Source organism: Pseudomonas sp. Irchel s3h17 (assembly GCF_900187505.1).
Taxonomy (GTDB): domain Bacteria; phylum Pseudomonadota; class Gammaproteobacteria; order Pseudomonadales; family Pseudomonadaceae; genus Aquipseudomonas.
The window spans coordinates 197,231-218,794 of the sequence record NZ_FYDL01000008.1 but is presented as its reverse complement, the minus strand read 5'-3'; the positions used below and the strand labels follow the sequence as shown (position 1 = coordinate 218,794).

General features: G+C 60.3%; 18 protein-coding genes. 9 read left to right on the top strand and 9 right to left on the bottom strand.

The annotated features are described in order from the left end of the window. Window positions 1-31 precede the first annotated feature (31 nt). The 5 genes from CKW25_RS13770 to CKW25_RS13750 form a co-directional block, all read right to left on the bottom strand. The gene (locus CKW25_RS13770; RefSeq protein ID WP_095079991.1) at window positions 32-520 is read right to left on the bottom strand and encodes a CS1 type fimbrial major subunit; all 489 of its coding nucleotides are present in this window, start codon (window positions 518-520) and stop codon (window positions 32-34) included. Between the two features lie 77 nt (window positions 521-597). Continuing rightward, the gene (locus CKW25_RS13765) at window positions 598-1,338 is read right to left on the bottom strand and encodes a pilus assembly protein (protein WP_095079990.1); all 741 of its coding nucleotides are present in this window, start codon (window positions 1,336-1,338) and stop codon (window positions 598-600) included. 54 nt (window positions 1,339-1,392) lie between these two features. Continuing rightward, window positions 1,393-2,631 (bottom strand): hypothetical protein, encoded by a 1,239-nt coding sequence (locus CKW25_RS13760; protein WP_095080060.1) that lies wholly within the window; start codon window positions 2,629-2,631, stop codon window positions 1,393-1,395. Window positions 2,632-2,702: 71 nt separating this feature from the next. Continuing rightward, on the bottom strand, window positions 2,703-5,225 hold the full coding sequence (locus CKW25_RS13755) for a CS1-pili formation C-terminal domain-containing protein (RefSeq protein ID WP_095079989.1): 2,523 nt from the start codon (window positions 5,223-5,225) through the stop codon (window positions 2,703-2,705). 99 nt (window positions 5,226-5,324) lie between these two features. Beyond that, window positions 5,325-5,825, bottom strand: a complete 501-nt coding sequence (locus CKW25_RS13750) for a CS1 type fimbrial major subunit (protein WP_095080059.1) — start codon at window positions 5,823-5,825, stop codon at window positions 5,325-5,327. Window positions 5,826-6,379: 554 nt separating this feature from the next. Here CKW25_RS13750 and CKW25_RS13745 point away from each other — a divergent pair. Beyond that, entirely contained in the window at window positions 6,380-6,943 is a 564-nt protein-coding gene (locus CKW25_RS13745) for a PadR family transcriptional regulator (protein WP_095079988.1), read from the top strand. Continuing rightward, window positions 6,940-7,725, top strand: a complete 786-nt coding sequence (locus CKW25_RS13740; RefSeq protein WP_095079987.1) for a siderophore-interacting protein — start codon at window positions 6,940-6,942, stop codon at window positions 7,723-7,725. The genes CKW25_RS13745 and CKW25_RS13740 overlap by 4 nt, the downstream gene beginning before the upstream one ends. 237 nt (window positions 7,726-7,962) lie before the next feature. Here the strand turns inward: CKW25_RS13740 and CKW25_RS13735 are convergent, their stop codons facing one another. Beyond that, window positions 7,963-8,634, bottom strand: coding sequence for a Pr6Pr family membrane protein (locus CKW25_RS13735; protein WP_095079986.1), 672 nt, complete (start codon window positions 8,632-8,634; stop codon window positions 7,963-7,965). A gap of 9 nt (window positions 8,635-8,643) precedes the next feature. Continuing rightward, window positions 8,644-8,874 (bottom strand): VF530 family DNA-binding protein, encoded by a 231-nt coding sequence (locus CKW25_RS13730; protein ID WP_095079985.1) that lies wholly within the window; start codon window positions 8,872-8,874, stop codon window positions 8,644-8,646. Window positions 8,875-9,152: 278 nt separating this feature from the next. On the opposite strand from CKW25_RS13730, the gene CKW25_RS13725 reads away from it, so the two are divergent. The 7 genes from CKW25_RS13725 (at window position 9,153) to cmoB (ending at window position 19,289) form a co-directional block, all read left to right on the top strand. Further along, entirely contained in the window at window positions 9,153-10,535 is a 1,383-nt protein-coding gene (locus CKW25_RS13725) for a carbohydrate porin (protein ID WP_095079984.1), read from the top strand. 89 nt (window positions 10,536-10,624) lie between these two features. Next, on the top strand, window positions 10,625-13,033 hold the full coding sequence (locus CKW25_RS13720; protein WP_095079983.1) for a glucose/quinate/shikimate family membrane-bound PQQ-dependent dehydrogenase: 2,409 nt from the start codon (window positions 10,625-10,627) through the stop codon (window positions 13,031-13,033). A 650-nt stretch (window positions 13,034-13,683) separates the two neighbouring features. Next, window positions 13,684-16,104, top strand: coding sequence for an endopeptidase La (gene lon / locus CKW25_RS13710; protein ID WP_095079982.1), 2,421 nt, complete (start codon window positions 13,684-13,686; stop codon window positions 16,102-16,104). A 205-nt stretch (window positions 16,105-16,309) separates the two neighbouring features. Then, window positions 16,310-16,702, top strand: a complete 393-nt coding sequence (locus tag CKW25_RS13705) for a protease inhibitor I42 family protein (RefSeq protein ID WP_095079980.1) — start codon at window positions 16,310-16,312, stop codon at window positions 16,700-16,702. Window positions 16,703-16,704: 2 nt separating this feature from the next. Further along, window positions 16,705-17,340, top strand: a complete 636-nt coding sequence (locus tag CKW25_RS13700; protein ID WP_095079979.1) for a lysoplasmalogenase — start codon at window positions 16,705-16,707, stop codon at window positions 17,338-17,340. Window positions 17,341-17,556: 216 nt separating this feature from the next. Continuing rightward, window positions 17,557-18,336, top strand: coding sequence for a carboxy-S-adenosyl-L-methionine synthase CmoA (cmoA, locus tag CKW25_RS13695; RefSeq protein ID WP_172736508.1), 780 nt, complete (start codon window positions 17,557-17,559; stop codon window positions 18,334-18,336). Further along, window positions 18,333-19,289 (top strand): tRNA 5-methoxyuridine(34)/uridine 5-oxyacetic acid(34) synthase CmoB, encoded by a 957-nt coding sequence (gene cmoB / locus CKW25_RS13690; protein ID WP_095079976.1) that lies wholly within the window; start codon window positions 18,333-18,335, stop codon window positions 19,287-19,289. Before cmoA ends, cmoB begins: the two co-directional genes overlap by 4 nt. Before the next feature lie 189 nt (window positions 19,290-19,478). Here cmoB and tadA read toward each other — a convergent pair whose 3' ends face one another. Together tadA and CKW25_RS13680 are read right to left on the bottom strand one after the other, a co-directional pair. After that, window positions 19,479-19,976 carry a tRNA adenosine(34) deaminase TadA gene (gene tadA, locus CKW25_RS13685; protein ID WP_095079974.1) on the bottom strand — a complete coding sequence of 166 codons (498 nt, stop codon included), beginning with the start codon at window positions 19,974-19,976 and terminating at the stop codon, window positions 19,479-19,481. Continuing rightward, window positions 19,976-21,352 carry a multicopper oxidase family protein gene (locus tag CKW25_RS13680; protein ID WP_095079972.1) on the bottom strand — a complete coding sequence of 459 codons (1,377 nt, stop codon included), beginning with the start codon at window positions 21,350-21,352 and terminating at the stop codon, window positions 19,976-19,978. Before CKW25_RS13680 ends, tadA begins: the two co-directional genes overlap by 1 nt. Window positions 21,353-21,564: the final 212 nt, after the last annotated feature.

The window sequence follows — 21,564 nt, the reverse complement described above, 5'->3', positions numbered from 1 at the left end:
AAAACGCTCATCCGTTGTTTCCAAAACAGGATCAAGGAGCAATCGCCTCAAAGATCATATGCACGCTGCCGTAGTACTCGCCGGCTTTATAACCGTCATCCGGTTTGACTGCCGCAATCACCAGTTCCACGCGCTTGCCGGTTTTGCCATCCGGTTCAGAAATAACTGTTGCATCATCTACCGTGAGCTTTATCCGGTTGAACTGAACGTCCAAAGCAATGTTGTCTACGTCTCTGCCATTGCTCAAATATGGCTCTTCACTCAATCGTGCCGTGATCCCGCCGTTACTGTTTTTGACATCGAAGTGCTTACGCAGCGGGCTTAGTTCCTGCGCGGTCAAATCCCAGTTCAACCTCTGTTCCCGTCCAATCCAGTCCAACTCAGTCGGCAATACATAAAATTCCGCCGTCGGGATGGTGACCGAAACTTCAAATATTTCTCGTTCTACGAGGGCATACGCACATGCGCTGACCAACGTCAGCGCCATCATCGAAATGACGTTCATTAATGTTTTAAACATGGTGATCACCTATTTTTCGCGGTGCACGCGATTAAAAGATTGAATGCCGAGACACAACCTCCCTGCCATACCCAGGGTTAACCCTTTACGTCCAGCTTCGTGACCTTGGAACCTTCAACCAAGGTAAAACGGTATTCCCGACCGATCTGTTTATCGAACTTGAAAGTGCGACCGGCCAGGATGTGATGCTTAGTGGTCGGCTGGCATTCCTGTTCGTTCTTCAGCGAACAGTCCTTGAACTCATCGACCACTACCACAGTGTTGCCGTTGTTGCGGATCCGGTATTGGCTGGCGTCGTTCTCGATCACACTGTCGAAACGAGTCTCTTTCGGTCGTACGAAAAACACGGTGCCATATCCGGCCAGCACGTTGACCCCGGCCGACAGCGTCTTTTTGTAGTCCTCACGTTCTTCGGCAGACACGGCAAACTCATCTTCCTTCTCGGGCACTACGGGCACATAACGTACACGGAAGTAACGTTCTTTCTCCCGTTCGCCCATGAACAGCAAGCGCGAACCTTGCATGCCATTGGCAGGCACGATCAATCGTGCCGGGCTGGACATCAAGCCATTGCGGGAAGTGCCATCGGCCTGGCTCTCCAGTGGAACCTCCCGGGCAGTGCCATCGGCGTCATAGATAATTTCGAGAATATTGATCTTGACGAAAGCGGTGCTGTCACCACCGTTGAATACACGTTTCAAATAAGTACTTTTATCGCCATCCAGATAGTCGTAAACAACTCCGACATTGATTTGCGGCCCGGCCAGGACAACGTGGGATAACAGAGAAAAACCAAACAGTGCCAACAGGCGCTTCATGACGTACCACCTCAATTGTGAAAATCAAACTAATCGGACCCATATGAACAAGACTCAAACGTCCGAATCCCAGATCACCGTGACATCGCCCGAGTAGGTTTTTGAAACACCCTCGTTCAGCATTTGCTCGACGTCTTCGCGGGTAATTTCAAAATGCAGGGCTCCCGGTTTGCGGTCGAGATAAAAACCGGGTTGAAAAAACTCAGTGCCATTGCCATCCGGGCGCAATGGTCGACGATGGACTGCTTGACCCGCGGCATCGGTCAGGCCATTGGGCAGGGTGACACTGGTCTTCAGCGGCACCAACCGCGTGGATTCAACGTCGCGTAACGCGCAGGTATTACCGGCCTGGTACTGGCATTCGAGTTGCATCTTGAATCGTGATGACGCCGAAACATTAAAGGTTTGGTCCCGGAACAGCCGAACCGGTTTGCGCCCTTGATTGAGCCAAGCTTGCCAACCGCCTTGAGGCTCCAGTTCGATGTGATTTCCACCGGGGGGAATGTCAACTTTCAGGGCGTGCTGAACTTCCAGCGTAAAGTTAAGCGTCAGGCTGTTTTCACTGGGCAGCATGTTGTCGCCCATATCAAAATCACCATGGGGCCCTACCTGATAAGTGACACTGCCGGTGTAGATCCCCTGACTCATTTTTAGAGGCTCGGGTGTTTCAAGGGCATAGCCAATGTCAAAGAACAAATATTCAAAACCAGGAATGGTATACGCCGCCGTTTTTGCACATGTACCCGCAACGGGCGTGAGCCAAAAAAAACTGTACTCCCGTTCATTGTGCGAACTTGTACCACTACCTCTACATGGAGATGGCGCATCATGCCAAGACTGCCCTGACCATAAAATTCTGTGTTCACCATCTACACGCCCAACTAAATTACTGGCCGTATCGCTGAGCCTGTATCGAGCCCCTAAACCGGCAATACGCACTTTCATTTCTACAGTTTCGCGGGCGGTCGAGCCTTCACCCGAAACTTTCGTGACAGCGAATGTTTTCCAGTCAGCGGGCACCTTGAACATCGCGCCCTGCCGTGGATCGCTATGTCGCCCCGGGATGGCATAACTTGAACTAAACTCAAGTGGCGTTCTTAAACTGAAAATATTGTGGAAGTCACAGGTAGTATAAAAGTCAGCGCAATACCCTGAAGACGGCGTTGTATTGATAAATTTATTGACCAACGGATTAGCCGGATCAGGACTGAACCTGGCCTGAATATCCATTGACGCCGCGCCCGCGAACAATGGAGCCGTACTGAGACCCAAGAACAAAAAACAATAACTCATCGCTTTTTTTATGGCACACACCGCATTTATATTGATAGACACAAAATATCCTCCAAAGCCTCGACGGCTACTTAACCCGCCGTCTCGGCATTGCCAGCGGCATCCGCCAACGTCTCCGGCGTACAGCGCAAATCACCAATCATCAGCACATCGTTTTCCCGAAGAGCGTTGTCCGGATCGAGACGGAACTGGCAGAGCAACTGGTTGCCGGAACGAACCTCCAGGGTGGGTGACCCGGCGTTCATTTCCATGGAGAAGAAGCCGTCGATTTCGCTGACGCCACGACTGGCGTGGTTGATGATGTGATGGCCCTTGAGCGGCTTGCCCTGGGGGTCGACCAAGCGTCCGAGCACGGTGACGGTTTTGCTGACGGTGATCTTGCGGTACTCCACGCCGCCCTTGTTCAGGTGATAGCTGGAACGGGCCGGCTGAATGGTCGCGGCAGGCACATGATTGCCTTCGAAATCGAAGCTCACCGAGCTGCTTCTGTAAGCGGTGATGGGCACGAAGTTACGCCCCGGACGCAACACCGCACTGCCACCGCTAAAGTCGTCGGCACGCAGGACAATACCGTCGATGTCCGACTCGACATCGATGATCATGCCGGCGCCATCGCGGTGGTACTGGCTGGTCATAACCATCTTGCGTGCGCCGACGGCCACGGTGCTGTCCAGGTTAAGACCGCCGGTGAGATCGTTGTTGTAAGACGAACGCTGAATAAAACCGTCGCCGTTGACCAGGTCCGATTGCATCGTTGCCATGGCATTCAAACCGACGCCGTAGGTATCGGTAATGGCCGTGGCCGACACACTTTGCAGCAGGTGATCCTGAAGGTCTTTGCGATAGGTAATCGATGCATTGTTATCTCGGCCACCTTCGCGGGCAGTACGGGTGCCGATACTGCCGGATATCTGCTCACCCGGGCCGCCAAGGGCGATGTTGACGCTCAGGTCAATGCCCCGGTTCCTATCATCACCCGAGCTGAAACTGCCCGGCCGGTCGAACAGTGCAAGCCGCCAGTTAGCATCGCTGCCAAACAACCGTGTGCGCTGGGTCCATCCCAGGTCCAGGCCTGCACCTTCGGTGTTGCCTTCGCTGTGAGAGACTCGGGCATTAATCGAACTTTTGCTGGTCAGACGATGATTCACCGACAGCGATGAGTTACTCGTCTCGCCGACATACACATTGCGCTGCCGCACCTGCGTGCCATCGGGCAGGGTGTCGTACAGCCGGGTTGTGTCGAGCCAACTGCGGTTGTGACTGGCGACAATACTGCCGCTGCCATAGGAGTAGAGCCCTTGTACATCAAGGCCGGTGCCGTAGTCCTCGGTCTGGTAGACATTGGCATAGAGACTTGCATTATTGACGATGGCCCAGTCGACCGAGGTGCCGTACTGCAAGGAGTCGCGCACCTGCCGCCCGCTCAGCCCCAGGATGACACGGGGGTGCAGCAGGAAGTTGAACGCCGCACCGGCGGTCATGTCGCCTTCGTCCTGTTCGTCCCAGTTGCTAAGCAGCTCGGACTCACGACCGGCGAACACGTTGTAGCGCCAGCGTTGGTCATGATCACGCCAATTGTTGGGTTTATAGACCAATTCCTGAGTGCTGGAGGTGATCTGACCGTCTTCGATCAGGCGTACTTCCACTTCATAGATTCCGCCTGGTAGCGGTCGGGTATCGAGGGTCTGTAGTCCGGCGGGCACCGCTTGGGTATTGATCAGCAAGCCGTCGCGGTAGATCTCCACCGACCCCTGGCGATTGGCAGTGACATAAATCGGATAGACCGCCGGTTTCGGATTGTTGATAGCCAGACTGTCAGAGCTGCCGTACATGACGCCAAATGCGGTGTCGGGGCTGGCGCCAAAGGTGCGCGGTTGTCGGGTCAACCCTTCGGACGAGGGCGTGAACAAGCCCAGGCGCAAAAAGTTGCCCTCCAGTTCGCGCTGGGTGTAGAGCTCATTCACCGCGTGATAGAGCTGGTGATCCAGACCACCCAGGCGGGACAGTTGAATGTTTACCGCTTGAGTCCAGTTACCCAGGCTGCTGCTGGCCTCAAGCCCATAGCGCCCACCCAGGTCCTGGTTCTGACCACCATTGAGGTTCAGCTGATTGCGCACGATCAACCCGCTGCTGCCGCCTTCGGGCAGTGCGTAGTAACGCTGTTCCTGGTCATCGCGCTCGGCGTTTTCCGTGAGGATCGAGACCAGTGAGTTTTCAAGGCTGTAGTGCACGGCAAGTAGCTGTTCCGGGCATTTGCTCTGACAGCCGCCCAGCGCCACACCTTGTTTAAGATAGTTCGACCAAGTGTCGCGTTCGCTGGCGTTGATCTGGCTATCACTGACATCGGCGAAGTCAACAAGTGTGAGGCGATCATCGCGTGATAGCACCACCATTGCCTCACCAAGAAATTGTTGGTCAAGTTCCACGCGCACCGCCAATGGCACATCAAAAAAGTGCTCTTCGAACTCGCTCGGCAACCCCTTGGCCTGCGCCAGTAAACTTCGAGGTGTATGACCTTTATCCGCAGGCGCGGCTGAAGCCGCTGCGCTGAAAAAAAGGGCGAGCGCCATCGCGATGGGAGTCATCGGGAACATGAACGAAATACTCTGAAGATAAGTGCGTTAAACACGATCGACAGGTAGTGATTACCCGTCGACCGTTAAGCCTCAAGCGTTAACGAACAAAGAAAAACCTTAATTCGTAACCGGAGAGACGCGCGGGATGGCATCGAAAATCACAACCGGATTGGCCGTATAAAGACCTGTCTGAGTGGCTGTTGGCTTGGCTGCGGCAATCACCAGATCAGCCCGCATGCCCCCGTTGGACTCGGCATCGCCTACCACTTCTTCAGACGCGCCGGTCAAGGTTACGCCATTGAAGGTGTAGGTCAGCTCGATGTTGTTGGCACCGTTGAACAAAGGTTGCGGGCCACCCTCCACGTAAGCACCGACCGAGCCGTTGGTGTGCCGGATATCGTAAGCCGCACGCAGAGCGCTCAGGGTGCCATCGACCAGGTTGTAGGCCATTTGTTCATCTTTACCGAAGTCTGGATTCACCGGCTGGGCGTGGAATACCTTGCTTGGAATGGTGGCGCTGATGTTGATGGAGCTACGTACTTCTTCTGCAGCAAACGCCATGGAAGAGCTCAATGCCAGAACAGCCAATGGAGCAGCAATCGCGATTTTCTTGAACATCATTCAATACCTGTCTTTTTAAAGGGTTTGATCATTGAAAATGACAACAGACTGAAGAGCAGTCATGCGCCGCAATGGCGTTTTGTCTTAACTTTCAATGCCGAAACATGATCAACCAACCACCCATTAAAGTAAGCAGGCAAGTTCCGCCCTTCGTGTAGTTATACCGACACACGAAGACAAGGAAAAAATCATGAAAAACAACAACTCATAACAACAACCGTCAGAGACAGATGACACACAGATCGGCTCGAAATACCACACAGATGGCCAACGGCCATTTAACTTTAAAGAGACTAGTCGCCCCCCCTCTATAAATAAAGGCCCAAACCGTACTATTAGAGAGTTAGCACTAAACCCAAATCGATAACTGTGAACCCGATACTGTTTTCCTCTGATCGACCCTCGATCAAAAAACCACCACTCCCGACCGGATCCCGCCGCTCCTTGTTGTCGTGAAGGGGTTGCGCTGGTCTTGCACCGTTGGTCCTGATTTCTTGCGCCCAGTTAAGATATATCTTAAGTTATGTCTAAACACGACGAGATAACGGAAAATGAGCGACCATCATTCCCACCGCGAGCACACTGGCGGCCGCGACGGCTTCGAAAAGCGCCCAGGTCCCGGCCGTGAACGTGGAGGACGCGGCCCCCGTGTGTTCGCCCCTGGCGATCTGAAATTACTGCTGCTGTCGCTGATCAACGAACAGCCATGTCACGGCTACGACCTGATCCGCCAGATCGAGAGCATGTTCGACGGCGCCTACAGCCCCAGCCCCGGGGTGATCTACCCGACCCTGACCTTCCTTGAAGAAAGCGAAATGATCCTGGGCGATGCCGCTGGCGGAAAAAAACGCTACGCCATCACCGAGGCCGGGCGCCTGTCATTGAGCGAACAGGCCATCGCCCTGGACGGCGTGCGCATGCGCATCGAGGTGAGCAAGCGCTCATTGCGCGGCCACGACCGCCCCGCCGAGATCCACGAAGCGGTGCACAACCTGCGCCATGCCCTGCAGATGCATCACGGGCGCTGGAGCCCGGCAGAAATCCTGCGGGTACGTGACCTGCTCAATAACACCGCCAAGGCCATCGTTGACGGCCCTCAGGAGCACGCCGAATGAGCGAACTGATCGCCAGCACCATTCACCGCGTCAGCCACGCACTCATACGTCGCCGCCTGCACGTGCTGCGGGTGGTCGACCTGACGCCGCGCATGCGCCGCATCACCCTCGGCGGGCCGGAACTGGCGGGGTTTGTCAGCCTGGGAACCGACGACCACGTCAAACTGTTTTTCCCGCAAACCGCCGCGGAGCACGCAACACTGGAAACCCTGGTGCTGGGCGCCGGCAAGGACCACGGGGCGATGCCTGCGATGCGCGACTACACGCCCCGCCGTTATGACCTGGACACGCTGGAACTGGACATCGACTTCGTCCTGCACGGCGACGGCCCTGCCGCGACATGGGCGGCACAGGCCAAACCCGGTCAGTGCCTGCATATCGGAGGGCCGCGCGGCTCGATGGTGGTCCCGGACATCTTCGACAGCTACGTGCTGATCGGTGACGAAACCGCCCTGCCCGCCATCGCCCGGCGCCTGGAAGGCCTGGCGGCCAACCGATGCGCGCTGGTAGTGGTCGAAGTGGAAAATGCTGCCGAGCAGCAAGCCCTGACTAGCGCAGCCCAGGTCAATGTCATTTGGGTGCTGCGTGAAGCGGGCAAGGACAACCTGCTGGCCACGGTCAAACAACTGCAGCTGCCCAAGGGCAATCTGTATGCTTGGGTCGCCACGGAAAGCAAAGCCTCGCGGCAGGTTCGCCGGGTACTGCTCGATGAGCATGGCCTGGACGAGCAGCGGGTCAAGGCCGTCGGCTACTGGCGGCTGGGAGACAGCGACGAAGCCTGATCGTCGCCAGCCCGCTCCCGCTAACGGTCTTTGCTCTCGCCACACAGAGGACTAGCGAACACTCACCCCTGTGGCTTGCTCGCGCTGGGCTGCGCAGCAGCCCCAAAACCACTCACCGGGTTCTATCTGAAGACCTGCAAGCGCCTTGTCGGGGGCGCTTCGCTCCCCAGCGCGAGCAAGCTCGCTCGCCACGGGGCAACACTGACATTTGATTGAGGGTGGGCAGCATCGGCGGCACTACCGGCCTCGGGCCGTACCCCGCCGCCCGCACCAGCGATCCAGTCCCATCACCAGCAGCGCCATCAGCACAAAACCCAGCAATACCCCTGCGGCATTGATGAACACCTGGGCATACCCCAGCGTGTCGACGTCGATGAACGGGTACGGATACCACCCCAGCGAATGCCCGCGCAGCATGACGTAGGCGAAATACAGCAGCGGGTAGATCACCCACAACCCGATGTGCCCCAGGTGCAGGGTGCCCTTGGGCACGCAGCGCCACCAGTACAGCAAGAACACCAACGGCATGATGTCGTGCAGTAATTCGTCAGCCACGAACTGCCAGCCCTGCGGGTGCCACAAGTGCCGCAACAACAGGTTGTAGGCCAGGCCGACCACGGCAATGCTCACGGCGATGCCGCTGCTGACCCAAGGTTGCAACAGCCAGCGCCGGCCCCTGGACTGCCGCGAGGTCACGGCACAGGTCAGCACCGCCGCCACCAGGGTGTTGGTCAACACCGTGAAGAAACTGAAGTAACTCACCAGTCCGCCCAGCAAGCTGGCCTCGACGCTCCAGCGCCCGTACAACACCAGGTACATCTGGATGCTCAGGCCCAACCAGCCAAGCACGGCAGCCAGACGGATAAAACCGCTCCCGGTGGGAGAGCCTCGAGTCAGCTCGACAGGCATCGATCTTCCTTAGAGCGGACGTTTGGTGCGCATCAGTTTCACGTAGAGCTTTTCGACTTTCTCACGAGCCCACGGCGTCTTGCGCAGGAAGGTCAGGCTCGACTTGATGCTGGGATCGCTCTTGAAACAACGAATATCGATACGCTCGGCCAACCCCGACCACTCGTAGTGTTGGACCAGCGCATTGAGAATCTGCTCAAGCGTCACGCCGTGCAGCGGGTTGGTGTTGTGTTCGGTCATGCCGGGCCTTTGAACAAAGAAAGTAAGGAAGGCGCGCACCTTAGCCGAGGGGGCCCGGCGGTGGAAGGATTCTGTGCGGCACAGCCTTAACTCTAGGCGATGTTTCCTCCCCGGCTGACTGTTACCGAATCCGAAAGGATTCATGTCGAGAAAAGCCCTTTCTCTATTTGTAACAGATCATTATCCTTGCGCCCTCAAGCTGAAACGTTTCTCCCGAGCGTTTCACCCCCTTGCGCGTTCCGCTCTCTCCTATAGAAAAAGACCCGAATTTCTTCTTTATGCCTGACCTTCAGACCTCACAAGACAGCGCTGTCTCAACAGCGATTGCCCGCCGAAATGCCCTGAGCCTGCTCAGTGGCCTCACCGCCCTGGGCCTCGCCACCTGCACCCATGCCGCCCCGGCCTTCGATAGCGAGTCGCCGTGGATGCTCGGTGACTGGAACGGCACACGCAGCGAACTGGCGGAACAAGGTTACGACTTCAAAGTCGACTACACCGGCGAAATGGGCAGCAACCTGCACGGCGGCTACGACCAGGACCGCACCGCGCGCTACAGCGACCAGTTCGCCTTCGGCAGCCACCTGGACCTGCAAAAGATCCTCGGCTGGAACGATGCCGAGTTTCAACTGACCATCACCAAGCGCAGCGGCAACAACATCAGCAACGACCGGATCAACGATCCGCGGGTCGGTGGCTTCACCTCGGCCCAGGAAGTCTGGGGGCGTGGCCAGACCACGCGCCTGACGCAGATGTGGTACCAGCAGAAATTCCTCGATGAAAAACTCGACATCAAGGCCGGCCGCTTTGGCGAGGGCGAAGACTTCAACAGCTTCCCCTGTGACTTCCAGAACCTGGCGTTCTGTGGCTCCCAGGTCGGCAACTGGGCCGGAGGCATCTGGTACAACTGGCCGGTCAGCCAATGGGCACTGCGGGTCAAGTATCACCTGACACCCGAGCTGTACGCGCAAATCGGGGCCTATGAGCAGAACCCCTCGAACCTGGACAAGGACAACGGCTTCAAGCTCAGCGGCAGCGGCACCCAGGGCACCGTCGTGCCGGTGGAGCTGGTATGGACGCCGACACTCAATGACCTGCCAGGCGAATACCGCGCCGGTTACTACTACAGCAGTGCCAGCGCCAGCGATGTCTACAAGGACAGCAACGGCCAGCCGGCGGCCTTGAGTGGCGAGGCGTACCGCAGCGCATCGAGCAAGCACGGCTTGTGGCTAGGTATCCAGCAACAATTGACCAGCGTTGCCAGCGACCACTCGCGCGGCCTGAGCGTGTTCGCCAACGGCACGATGCACGACAAGAAAACCAACGCCATCGATAACTACGTCCAGGCCGGCGTCGTCTACAAAGGCCTGTTCGATGCCCGTGCCAAGGACGACATCGGCGCAGCCATCGCCCGGGTCCACGTCAACCCGGCCTACCGCAAGAACGCCGAGGCGAGCAACCAGGCCCACGCTGCCTTCGACTACGACGACCCGGCGTATCTGCCGCCGCAAGACACCGAATACAGCGCCGAGCTCTATTACGGCGTGCACGTCACAAACTGGCTGACCGTGCGCCCAAACCTGCAATACATCCGCCACCCGGGTGGCGTGAATGAGGTCGACGACGCACTGATCGGCGGGATCAAGGTGCAGTCGTCCTTCTAGACCCGCAGTAACCGAACCCTGCCCACGCCTGTTCGTCATCTACAGTGAACAGGCGCGGGACTACTTGAAACGTCACGGAGAATCGCACTATGAGCACTGAAGGTGCTTCAAGTCCAAGCCGCCTGATGCCGAGCCTGCTCGGCATTGTGCTGCTACTCATGGGCCTGGCCTTGCTGGCCGGGGGGATCAAGCTGAGCCTGCTCGGCGGCTCGCTGTACTACCTGCTGGCCGGCACCGGCCTGGTACTGACCGGCATTCTGCTGCTCGCCGGCCATCGTGCGGCCCTGGGCCTGTACGCACTGGTGCTGCTGGCCAGTACCGCGTGGTCACTGTGGGAGGTGGGCCTGGACTGGTGGCAACTGGTGCCGCGCCTGTCACTGTGGTTCGCCCTGGGCGTGGTGATGCTGCTGCCATGGTTCCGCCGCCCGCTGCTGCGCAATGGCGCTGCACCGCTGGGCACCGGCGCGCTGAGCGTGGCCGTGGTGCTGGCGGGGGCCACGGCCCTGGCCAGCCAGTTCACCCACCCGGGTGAAATCCTCGGTGAACTGGGTCGCGACAGCGCCGACATGAGCAGTACCGCGCCGCAAATGCCCGATGGCGACTGGCAGGCCTATGGCCGTACCGAGTTCGGCGACCGCTACTCGCCACTCAAGCAGATCACCCCGGACAACGTTGGCCAGCTGCAGGAAGCCTGGCGCATCCGCACAGGCGACCTGCCGACCGCCGGTGACCCGGTGGAACTGACCAACGAGAACACCCCGCTCAAGGCCAACGGCATGCTCTATGCCTGCACCGCCCACAGCAAGGTGCTGGCACTGGACCCGGATACCGGCAAGGAAATCTGGCGCTTCGACCCGCAGATCAAGAGCCCGGTGGGCTTCAAGGGCTTCGCCCACATGACCTGCCGTGGCGTTTCCTACTATGACGAGAATGCCTACGCCAAGGCAGATACCTCGACCGCCGTCATCTCCGACGCCGGCAAGGCCGTTGCCCAGGCCTGCCCGCGTCGCCTGTACCTGCCAACCGCCGATGCACGCCTGATCGCCCTGAACGCCGACACCGGCAAACTCTGCGAAGGCTTCGGCAATCAAGGCGTGGTTGACCTGACCCAGGGCATCGGCCCGTTCACCCCGGGCGGCTACTACTCCACCTCGCCTGCCGCGATCACTCGCGACCTGGTGATCATGGGTGGCCACGTCACCGATAACGAGTCGACCAACGAGCCCTCCGGTGTGATCCGCGCCTTTGATGTGCGTGACGGTCACCTTGTGTGGAACTGGGACAGCGACAAACCAGACGCCACCGAGCCTTTGCCGGCGGGCGAGCAGTACAGCCGCAACTCGGCCAACATGTGGTCCCTGGCCAGCGTCGATGAGAAGCTGGGCATGGTCTACCTGCCTCTGGGCAACCAGACCCCTGACCAATGGGGCGCCGACCGTACCCCGGGCGCCGAGAAATTCAGCGCTGGCATCGTCGCGCTGGACCTGGCCAGCGGCAAGGTGCGCTGGAACTATCAGTTCACCCACCATGACCTGTGGGACATGGACGTCGGCAGCCAGCCGACGCTGCTGGACATGAAAACCGCCGATGGCATCAAGCCGGCGCTGATCGCACCGACCAAACAGGGCAGCCTGTACGTGCTCGACCGTCGCGACGGTACGCCGATCGTGCCGATTCGCGAGGTCGCCGCGCCACAAGGCGCGGTGCCTGGCGACCGTACCGCCCCGACCCAGGCGCGTTCGGACCTGAACCTGCTGGCTCCGGACCTGACTGAAAAAGCCATGTGGGGCGCCAGCCCGTTCGACCAGATGCTGTGCCGCATCCAGTTCAAGGAACTGCGTTACGACGGCCAGTACACCCCGCCGTCGGAACAGGGCAGCCTGATCTATCCGGGTAACGTCGGTGTGTTCAACTGGGGCGGCGTCTCCGTCGACCCGGTGCGCCAGATGCTGTTCACCAGCCCGAACTACATGGCCTTCGTCTCGAAAATGGTGCCCCGTGCCCAAGTGGCGGAAGGCAGCAAGCGCGAGAGCGAGACCGCTGGCGTGCAACCCAACACGGGCGCGCCTTACGCGGTGATCATGCACCCGTTCATGTCGCCGATCGGCGTACCGTGCCAGGCGCCGGCCTGGGGCTACGTGGCCGGCATCGACCTGACCACCGGCAAAGTGGTGTGGAAACGCAAGAACGGCACCAGCCGCGACAGCTCGCCACTGCCAATCGGCCTGCCCATCGGCGTGCCAAGCATGGGCGGCTCGATCGTCACCGCCGGTGGCGTGGGCTTCCTCAGCGGCACCCTGGACCAATACCTGCGCGCCTACGACGTCAACACCGGCAAGGAACTGTGGAAATCACGCCTGCCGGCCGGCGGCCAAGCCACCCCCATGACCTACACCGGCAAGGACGGCCAGCAATACGTACTGCTGGTGGTCGGTGGTCACGGTTCCCTGGGAACCAAGATGGGCGACTATGTGATCGCGTACAAACTGGCAAACTAAACGCCAGCAGCAACAACGAAACAGGCGACTACCGCAAGGTAGCCGCCTTTTTTGTGAGCAAGCCCACCACCACCACCACCACCACCACCACCACCACCACACACCACTCACCACTCAACAGGCCGAGCGTTAGCTCGCCTGCCGCTCTTGATCTTGATCTTGATCCACCCGCCCCATCGGCAGGCCGAGCGCAGGCGTTCATCAGGGGAATGGCGCGCAGCGCCCCTCGACGCAGTCGAGGACATCGCATGGAGGTCGAGCGAAGCCGACCGGAGGGCGATGCCCCCTGAGGAATGCCGGAGCGAGGGAACCCCGAGCCTCGGCGAGGGGCCGGACGCTCGGGGCGAAGCGTTTTTTTGCTTACTTTTTTTAGGCGCTTGTAAAAAAAGTGAGTCGCCGTCGGGCGAAACCATAAGTCGCCATGACCGCAGCAACGGGTATGTACACCGCACCTGCAAGAAAATGGTTGGTTGTCAGGCCGCCTTCGCGGGCAAGCCCGCTCCCACAATGTTGAACACTACACACAGAATCGGCCAACGCCCACGTAACAACCCGCTTACCAAACAAATCCCCCCCCAAAGCCCCCTGAACATTGAAACCACCCCCCACCTGCCCCATCTAACTTTCATACCCCATTGCGCAGGTGCCCCATGAGCGACCAGCAAGCATTCCCGAAAGACCCTAGCGAATACGCCGCACCCGAAAACGCCGAACAGCACCACGGCGCGGGCAAAGGCCTGGCCCTGCCCGGACAGAACCTGCCAGACAAGGTCTACATCATCCCGATCCACAACCGGCCATTCTTCCCGGCGCAAGTGTTGCCGGTGATCGTCAATGAAGAACCCTGGGCCGAGACCCTGGACCTGGTCGCCAAGTCCGAGCATCACTCGCTGGCGCTGTTCTACGTCGACACCCCGCTGGACGACCCCCGGCATTTCGACACCTCCGCCCTGCCGCTCTACGGCACCCTGGTGAGGATCCATCACGCCAGCCGCGAGAACGGCAAACTGCAATTCGTCGCCCAGGGCCTGACCCGCGTACGCCTTAAAACCTGGCTCAAGCACCATCGCCCACCGTACCTGGTGGAAGTCGAATACCCGCACCAGCCGAGCGAACCGACCGATGAGATCAAGGCCTACGGCATGGCCCTGATCAACGCGATCAAGGAACTGCTGCCGCTCAATCCGCTGTACAGCGAAGAGCTGAAGAACTACCTCAACCGCTTCAGCCCCAACGACCCGTCGCCGCTGACCGACTTCGCCGCCGCCCTGACCTCGGCCACCGGTAGCGAACTGCAGGAAGTGCTGGACTGCGTGCCCATGCTCAAGCGCATGGAAAAAGTCCTGCCAATGCTGCGCAAGGAAGTCGAAGTCGCGCGCCTGCAGAAAGAAATCTCCGCGGAAGTGAACCGCAAGATCGGCGAGCACCAGCGCGAGTTCTTCCTCAAGGAACAACTCAAGGTGATCCAGCAAGAGCTGGGCCTGACCAAAGACGACCGCAGCGCCGACATCGAGCAGTTCGAGCAACGCTTGACCGGCAAGGTCCTGCCGGCACAGGCGCAAAAACGCATCGCCGATGAGATGACCAAGCTGTCGATCCTCGAAACCGGCTCACCGGAATACGCGGTGACCCGCAACTACCTGGAGTGGGCGACGGCGGTCCCGTGGGGCGTCTACGGGGAAGACAAGCTCGACCTCAAGCACGCGCGCAAGGTGCTCGACAAACACCATGCCGGGCTGGACGACATCAAGGACCGTATCCTCGAGTTCCTCGCCGTGGGCGCCTACAAAGGCGAAATTGCCGGTTCCATTGTCCTGCTGGTCGGCCCGCCGGGCGTGGGCAAGACCAGTGTCGGCAAATCCATTGCCGAGTCCCTCGGACGGCCGTTCTATCGTTTCAGCGTCGGCGGCATGCGCGACGAAGCCGAGATCAAGGGCCATCGCCGCACCTACATCGGTGCCCTGCCGGGCAAACTGGTACAGGCGCTGAAAGACGTCGAAGTGATGAACCCGGTGATCATGCTCGACGAAATCGACAAGATGGGCCAAAGCTACCAGGGCGACCCGGCCTCGGCGTTGCTGGAAACCCTGGACCCGGAACAGAACGTCGAATTCCTCGACCACTACCTGGATTTGCGCCTGGACCTGTCGAAAGTCCTGTTCATCTGCACCGCCAACACCCTGGACTCGATCCCGGGCCCGTTGCTGGACCGCATGGAAGTGATTCGCCTGTCGGGCTACATCACCGAAGAGAAAGTCGCCATCGCCAAGCGTCACCTGTGGCCCAAACAGCTGGACAAGGCCGGGGTGGCGAAAACCAGCCTGTCCATCAGCGACAACGCCCTCAAGGCCCTGATCGACGGCTACGCCCGCGAAGCCGGGGTGCGCCAACTGGAGAAGCAACTGGGCAAACTGGTGCGCAAGGCCGTGGTCAAGCTGATGGATGACCCGCAATCCGTGATCAAGATCGGCCCCAAGGACCTTGAAGCCTCCCTGGGCATGCCGGTGTTTCGCAACGAGCAAGTGCTGTCCGGCACGGGTGTCATCACGGGCCTGGCCTGGACCAGCATGGGCGGCGCGACCTTGCCGATCGAAGCCACTCGCATCCATACCCTCAACCGAGGTCTCAAACTTACCGGGCAACTGGGTGACGTGATGAAGGAGTCGGCCGAGATCGCCTACAGCTACGTGACCTCGCACCTCAAGCCGTTCGGTGGCGATCCGAAATACTTCGACGAAGCCTTCATCCACCTGCACGTTCCGGAAGGCGCGACCCCCAAGGACGGCCCGAGTGCCGGTGTGACCATGGCCAGTGCCCTGCTCTCGCTGGCACGCAACCAGCCGCCGAAAAAAGGCGTGGCCATGACCGGCGAGCTGACCCTGACCGGGCACGTGCTGCCCATTGGCGGGGTGCGGGAAAAGGTGATTGCCGCGCGCCGGCAGAAGATTTACGAACTGATCCTGCCCGAGGCCAACCGTGGCAGCTTTGAAGAGCTGCCGGACTACCTGAAAGAAGGCATCACCGTACACTTTGCCAAACGCTTTGCGGACGTGGCGAAGGTGTTGTTCTGAGGTTGCTGTAGCGCCGGACCGGCCTATATCGCTGGCAAGCGGAACGCCGCCCGGCCCGCACCCACAAGGGTGACCATAACCCAGTGGGAGCGGGCTTGCCCGCGAAGGCGGCGGTACTGACGACAGCATCCCGGCCTAACTGTCACAATTTGTCTCATCTTCGGTTATGCTCGCCGTTCGTCGCAAATCCGGAGCGCCTGACCCCATGTCCCCAACCCGCCTGTTGCTGCCCTTGAGCCTTGCCTTGCTGACCGCCTGTGCCTCACAGCCAAAACACAACGTGACGCTGGAGCAACAGAGCCAATGCCCGGTGCAGCTGATCAACGGGCAGAACCTGATCCTGAGCCTGCCGAGCAACCCGACCACGGGTTATCGCTGGGCCATCCAGGACTCGGCCGGGGGCGTGCTGCGGGCGATCAGTCCCGAGGTGTACACCAATCCGGAAAACACCGGCCTGGTGGGCGCGGGTGGGCAATCGACCTGGCAATTCCAGGCCTTCGCCAGTGGCAGCGGCCGCTTGCGCCTGACCTACCAGCAGCCGTGGGAGCCGGAAGCAGAGCCGGCGCAAACCTTCGACTGCACGATCACGGTGAACTGACCATGGGCTGGCTGATTCTGGCGCTGATGGGCGCATCGACCTTTCTCTACGGGGTGAGTGTTCACGCCGAATTGCTGTGCCTGCTGGTCAAGCCGCTGCCGGTGCTGGCGCTGCTGGGCTGGTTGCACGACGCACCGCCCAGCGAGTATCGACGCTGGATCAGCCTGGGCCTGATCTTTTCCCTGCTGGGCGACGTGCTGCTGGCATGGCCCGGCGACCTGTTCGTGTTTGGCCTGGGCGCGTTCCTGGTGGCTCACCTGGCGTACCTCAAGGCCTACCTGAGCGATTGCCGCCGCCTGGCACTGCTGCCGCTGATCCTGGCGGTGGCCGTAGGTGGGTTGCTGCTCAGCCTGCTGATTTCCCATGGCCTGGGACCGCTGCTGATTCCGGTGATTGTCTACGCCACGGCCATCAGCGCCATGCTCTGGCGCGCCCTGGCCCGCCTGGGCAGCGATGTCCCCAAGCGTTCGGCACTGCTCGCCGCCGCGGGCGCCGTGGCCTTTGTGTTCTCCGACAGCGTGATCGGCATCAGCCGCTTCGTGATGCCGTTCGACGCCGCGCCCTACGTGATCATCATCAGCTACTGGCTGGGGCAATGGGGGATCGCGGCGTCGGCCTTTCCCCAGAAACCGCGCTGACTCCCGTGGCGAGGGAGCTTGCTCCCGCTGGACGGCAAAGCCGTCCCAGTACCGCTAGTCGCGTTTCAACAGGCAGAATGTATCGACCGGTTTGCGACTGCCGCGCTGCCGAGCGCGAGCAAGCTCGCTCGCCACAACTGCTCACCTGCCATGCAGTCGCCTTAACACCAGCGGTTTATCAGACAACCCGCGCATCCACGCGCCAACTTGGCTAAAATGCTGGCCTTTTCCACATCCGCCGCTGGAACCGCCGTGAGCAAACAACCCGATCGCCTTTTCGCCCAGCCTTTGACCCAGGTGCCTGACTTCGCCTTTAACGAGGATGTGGTGCGGGTGTTCCCGGACATGATCAAGCGCTCGGTACCGGGTTACCCGACCATCGTCGAAAACCTCGGCGTGCTCGCTGCGCAGTTCGCCCAGCCCAACAGCGTGCTGTACGACCTGGGCGCTTCCCTCGGCGCCGTGACCCAGGCCCTGCGCCGGCATGTGCGTACCGACGGCTGCCGGGTGATCGCGGTGGATAACTCCGCGGCGATGGTCGAACGCTGCCGTGAATACCTCAACGGCCAGGACTCGATGTTCCAGGAGTTGCTGCCGGTGGAAGTGATCGAGGGCGACATCCTCGCCCTGCAATTCCAGCCGGCCTCGGTGGTGGCGCTGAACTTCACCCTGCAATTCATTGCCCCGGACCAGCGCACCGCGTTGCTGTCGCGCATCCGTCAGTCGCTGTTGCCCGGCGGTGCCCTGATCCTCTCGGAAAAACTGCGCTTCGAAGACGAGCAGGAGCACGCGCTGCTCACCGACCTGCACATCGCCTTCAAACGCGCCAACGGCTACAGCGAACTGGAGATCGCCCAGAAGCGCAGCGCCATCGAAAACGTCATGAAGCCCGACAGCCTCGAAGAACACCGCGAACGCCTGCTGGCGGCCGGGTTCTCGAAAGTCGTGCCGTGGTTCCAGTGTCTTAACTTTGCCTCGTTGATTGCCTTGCCATGATTGATCTGTCTCCCCTCGCCCGCCGCCTGGCCGGTACCCCGTTGGCCGACTGGGCCAATACCCTGCAAGCGCAACTCGATAGCAAAATGGAAAAGGGTCATGGCGACCTGGAGCGCTGGCAGAGCGCTCTGGACGCCTTGCCCAGGATCCAGCCGAGCGAAGTCGACCTGCTGAACGGTCTGACCCTGGACACCGACTGCGATGACCAGACCCGCGCACAAATGCGCACCGCGCTGATGGGGCTGTCGCCGTGGCGCAAGGGTCCGTTCGACCTGTTCGGCGTGCATGTCGATACCGAATGGCGTTCGGACTGGAAGTGGTCGCGGGTCGCCCCTCACCTGGACCTTGCGGGCAAGCGCATCCTCGATGTCGGCTGCGGTAACGGGTATTACATGTGGCGCATGCTCGGCGCCGGCGCCGACAGTGTCATCGGCGTTGATCCCAACTGGCTGTTCTTCTGCCAGTTCCAGGCCGTGCAGCGTTACTTGTCCGAGCCGAATGCCTGGCACCTGCCGTTTCCCTTCGAAGACCTGCCGCCGAACCTCGAAGGTTTCGACACTGTGTTCTCCATGGGGGTGTTCTACCACCGCCGCTCGCCGATCGAGCACTTGCTGGCACTGAAGGATTGCCTGGTCAAGGGCGGTGAGTTGGTGCTGGAGACGCTGGTGATCGAAGGTGACGAGCAACAGGTGCTGGTGCCGGAAGACCGCTACGCGCAGATGCGCAACGTGTGGTTCCTGCCATCGGTGCCGGCACTGATGCTCTGGCTGCGCCGCGCCGGGTTCAGCGATGTGCGTTGCGTGGATGTGAGCGTGACCACGGTCGAGGAACAGCGCGGGACGGAGTGGATGAAGTACCAGTCGCTCAGTGACTTCCTCGATCCCGAGGATCACAGCAAGACGATTGAAGGGCTGCCAGCGCCGATGCGCGCGGTCATCGTCGCAAAAAAATAACGTAGCACACCCGTGGCGAGGGAGCTTGCTCCCGCTGGGGCGCGAAGCGGCCCAAAAAACCAGCACCGAGAACTATCGGACAGTGACCGGAAACTGGTTTACGACTGCTTCGCCCGAGCGCAGACCGGCCGACGGGAGCAAGCTCCCTCGCCACAAAAGCTCGCTCCCACAGTTGATTTGTGTCGTACCTCAGATCGCAGGCCTGGCCCGCCGCGCCTTGAAGAACTCGCTCAACACCGCCCCGCACTCCTCGGCCAGCACCCCGCCTTCATACAACACTCGGTGGTTGAGAAAACCCTGAGTGAAGAACTGGCCCTGGCTCTGCACAATCCCGGCCTTGGGCTCCAACGCCCCATAGACCACCCGGGCAATCCGCGAGTGCACGATCAACCCGGCGCACATGCTGCACGGTTCCAGCGTGACGTAGAGCGTGCTGCCCGTCAGGCGATAGTTGCTGACGGCCTGGGCCGCGGCACGGATGGCGACCATCTCGGCGTGGGCGCTGGGGTCGCTGCCACTGATCGGGCAATTGAAGCCACGACCGATGATCTCACCGTCCTGCACCACGACCGCGCCGACCGGCACTTCTCCCAAGGCCGCACCTTGGGCCGCGAGGGCCAGGGCTTCACGCATGAAGTGCTGGTCACGGCTACGGTCGATGATCTGCGCGGGGCGTATCTGACGCATCAGGCCACCTCGATCGCGGCCATCAGGCCGGTTTCCATGTGGTCGATCACATGGCAGTGGAACATCCATACCCCCGGGTTATCCGCCACCAGTGCAACGCGCGCGCGCTCGTTCTTGCCCAGCAGGTAAGTGTCGGTGAAATACGGGACGACCTTGTGCCGGTTCGAGGCAATGACCTTGAAACTCATGCCGTGCAAGTGGATCGGGTGTTGGTACTGGGTCATGTTCTTCAATTCGAAAATGTAGCTCTGGCCTTTCTTGAGCGTAGCAATCGGCCGGTCCGCGCAGGTCTTGTCGGTGATATCCCAGGCTTGGCCGTTGATCTGCCACAGGCTGGGCGGCTTGCCATTGTCGACATCCACCGACACCGAACCCACCCACTCGAAATTGAAGTTGAGTTTCTCGGCGTTGGCCATGTCCGGCTCGGCAATCGGATTGGCCGGCAGCGCGGGCGGCCACTCGGTGGGGGCGTCGCTGTTGGCCACCGAACGGAAGGTCCCCAGGCGTACCGGACCGTTGCGCAGCGCCAATTCTTCACCCGCCGCTGGCGCCTTGATCGCCAGGCAAATGCGCATGCCCGGCCCCAACCAGTATTCCTTGCCCAGCGGGCGCGGTTCGATCGGGTTGCCGTCCAATGCATAGATCCGGGCTTCGACGCCTGGAATGTTGATGCGGTAGGTCAGGGTGTTGTCCAGGTTAAGCAAGCGCACCCGAGTGATCTGCCCGGCTGGCAGCTCGATCACCGCCTGCGGCACACCATTGATGGTCGACAGGCGCCCCACCGTGCCCCCCCGCGCGGCCTCGCGCGGAATGCTGAAGGGTACGAACGCACCTTCCTCATCCACATGCCAGTTCTTCAGGCTCAGGGTTTTCTCGTACGTGAAGCCAGTGGGCTCACGTTCTTCGACAATCAACGGCCCCACCAGCCCGCGGCCTAGTTCTTCACTGCTGCTGACATGGGGGTGGTACCAGTAGCTGCCGGCGTCCGGCACGCGGAACTTGTAATCGAAGTACTCGCCCGGCAACACCGGCAGCTGCGAAACGTAGGGTACGCCGTCCATTTCCAGCGGCAGGCGGATGCCGTGCCAGTGAATGGTGGTGGCCACCGGTAGGTGGTTGATGAAGCGCACCCGCAGCCACTCGCCCTGACGCACCCGCAGCTCGGTGCCTGGCGCCGAGGGACCAAAGGCCCAGGCTTCGGTCTTGTGCCCGGGCACCAGTTCAACGTCCAGGGGCGCGGCGATCAGCTCGTAGTCATGCCCTGCGTTGGCATCCGCCCGCTTCCCCAGCCAGTAACGCGACGCACCACCGACCCCGACACCTACCACTGCCAGACCGGCCAGGCCACCCAGTATTTGTCGACGGGTAAAGGACATGGACTCACTACCTCACGTATCTGCTGCAGGCGCAGGGCCCGCAAAAGGCGAATACGATACACCCGCAATTGTGAAAGAAACAGCAAAGCGGGCGTGACCACGGGACGCAGGCAAGCCAGACGACTGTCCATCACAACGCAAAAAGGCCGCATGAACACGAGGTTCACACGGCCTTTTTCGATACCGGCAATCAAGCCATCAAGGCTTGCGCG

Excerpts from the sequence above, each read along its gene's own strand:
- CKW25_RS13760 (WP_095080060.1), bottom strand. The coding sequence starts at position 2,631 with ATGAGTTATTGTTTTTTGTTCTTGGGTCTCAGTACGGCTCCATTGTTC.
- CKW25_RS13700 (WP_095079979.1), top strand. The coding sequence starts at position 16,705 with ATGGGCTGGCTGATTCTGGCGCTGATGGGCGCATCGACCTTTCTCTAC.
- CKW25_RS13705 (WP_095079980.1), top strand. The coding sequence starts at position 16,310 with ATGTCCCCAACCCGCCTGTTGCTGCCCTTGAGCCTTGCCTTGCTGACC.
- cmoB (WP_095079976.1), top strand. The coding sequence starts at position 18,333 with ATGATTGATCTGTCTCCCCTCGCCCGCCGCCTGGCCGGTACCCCGTTG.
- CKW25_RS13740 (WP_095079987.1), top strand. The coding sequence starts at position 6,940 with ATGAGCGAACTGATCGCCAGCACCATTCACCGCGTCAGCCACGCACTC.
- CKW25_RS13745 (WP_095079988.1), top strand. The coding sequence starts at position 6,380 with ATGAGCGACCATCATTCCCACCGCGAGCACACTGGCGGCCGCGACGGC.
- tadA (WP_095079974.1), bottom strand. The coding sequence starts at position 19,976 with ATGCGTCAGATACGCCCCGCGCAGATCATCGACCGTAGCCGTGACCAG.
- CKW25_RS13770 (WP_095079991.1), bottom strand. The coding sequence starts at position 520 with ATGTTTAAAACATTAATGAACGTCATTTCGATGATGGCGCTGACGTTG.
- CKW25_RS13725 (WP_095079984.1), top strand. The coding sequence starts at position 9,153 with ATGCCTGACCTTCAGACCTCACAAGACAGCGCTGTCTCAACAGCGATT.
- CKW25_RS13735 (WP_095079986.1), bottom strand. The coding sequence starts at position 8,634 with ATGCCTGTCGAGCTGACTCGAGGCTCTCCCACCGGGAGCGGTTTTATC.
- CKW25_RS13750 (WP_095080059.1), bottom strand. The coding sequence starts at position 5,825 with ATGTTCAAGAAAATCGCGATTGCTGCTCCATTGGCTGTTCTGGCATTG.
- CKW25_RS13755 (WP_095079989.1), bottom strand. The coding sequence starts at position 5,225 with ATGTTCCCGATGACTCCCATCGCGATGGCGCTCGCCCTTTTTTTCAGC.
- CKW25_RS13765 (WP_095079990.1), bottom strand. The coding sequence starts at position 1,338 with ATGAAGCGCCTGTTGGCACTGTTTGGTTTTTCTCTGTTATCCCACGTT.
- CKW25_RS13720 (WP_095079983.1), top strand. The coding sequence starts at position 10,625 with ATGAGCACTGAAGGTGCTTCAAGTCCAAGCCGCCTGATGCCGAGCCTG.
- CKW25_RS13730 (WP_095079985.1), bottom strand. The coding sequence starts at position 8,874 with ATGACCGAACACAACACCAACCCGCTGCACGGCGTGACGCTTGAGCAG.
- lon (WP_095079982.1), top strand. The coding sequence starts at position 13,684 with ATGAGCGACCAGCAAGCATTCCCGAAAGACCCTAGCGAATACGCCGCA.
- cmoA (WP_172736508.1), top strand. The coding sequence starts at position 17,557 with ATGCTGGCCTTTTCCACATCCGCCGCTGGAACCGCCGTGAGCAAACAA.
- CKW25_RS13680 (WP_095079972.1), bottom strand. The coding sequence starts at position 21,352 with ATGTCCTTTACCCGTCGACAAATACTGGGTGGCCTGGCCGGTCTGGCA.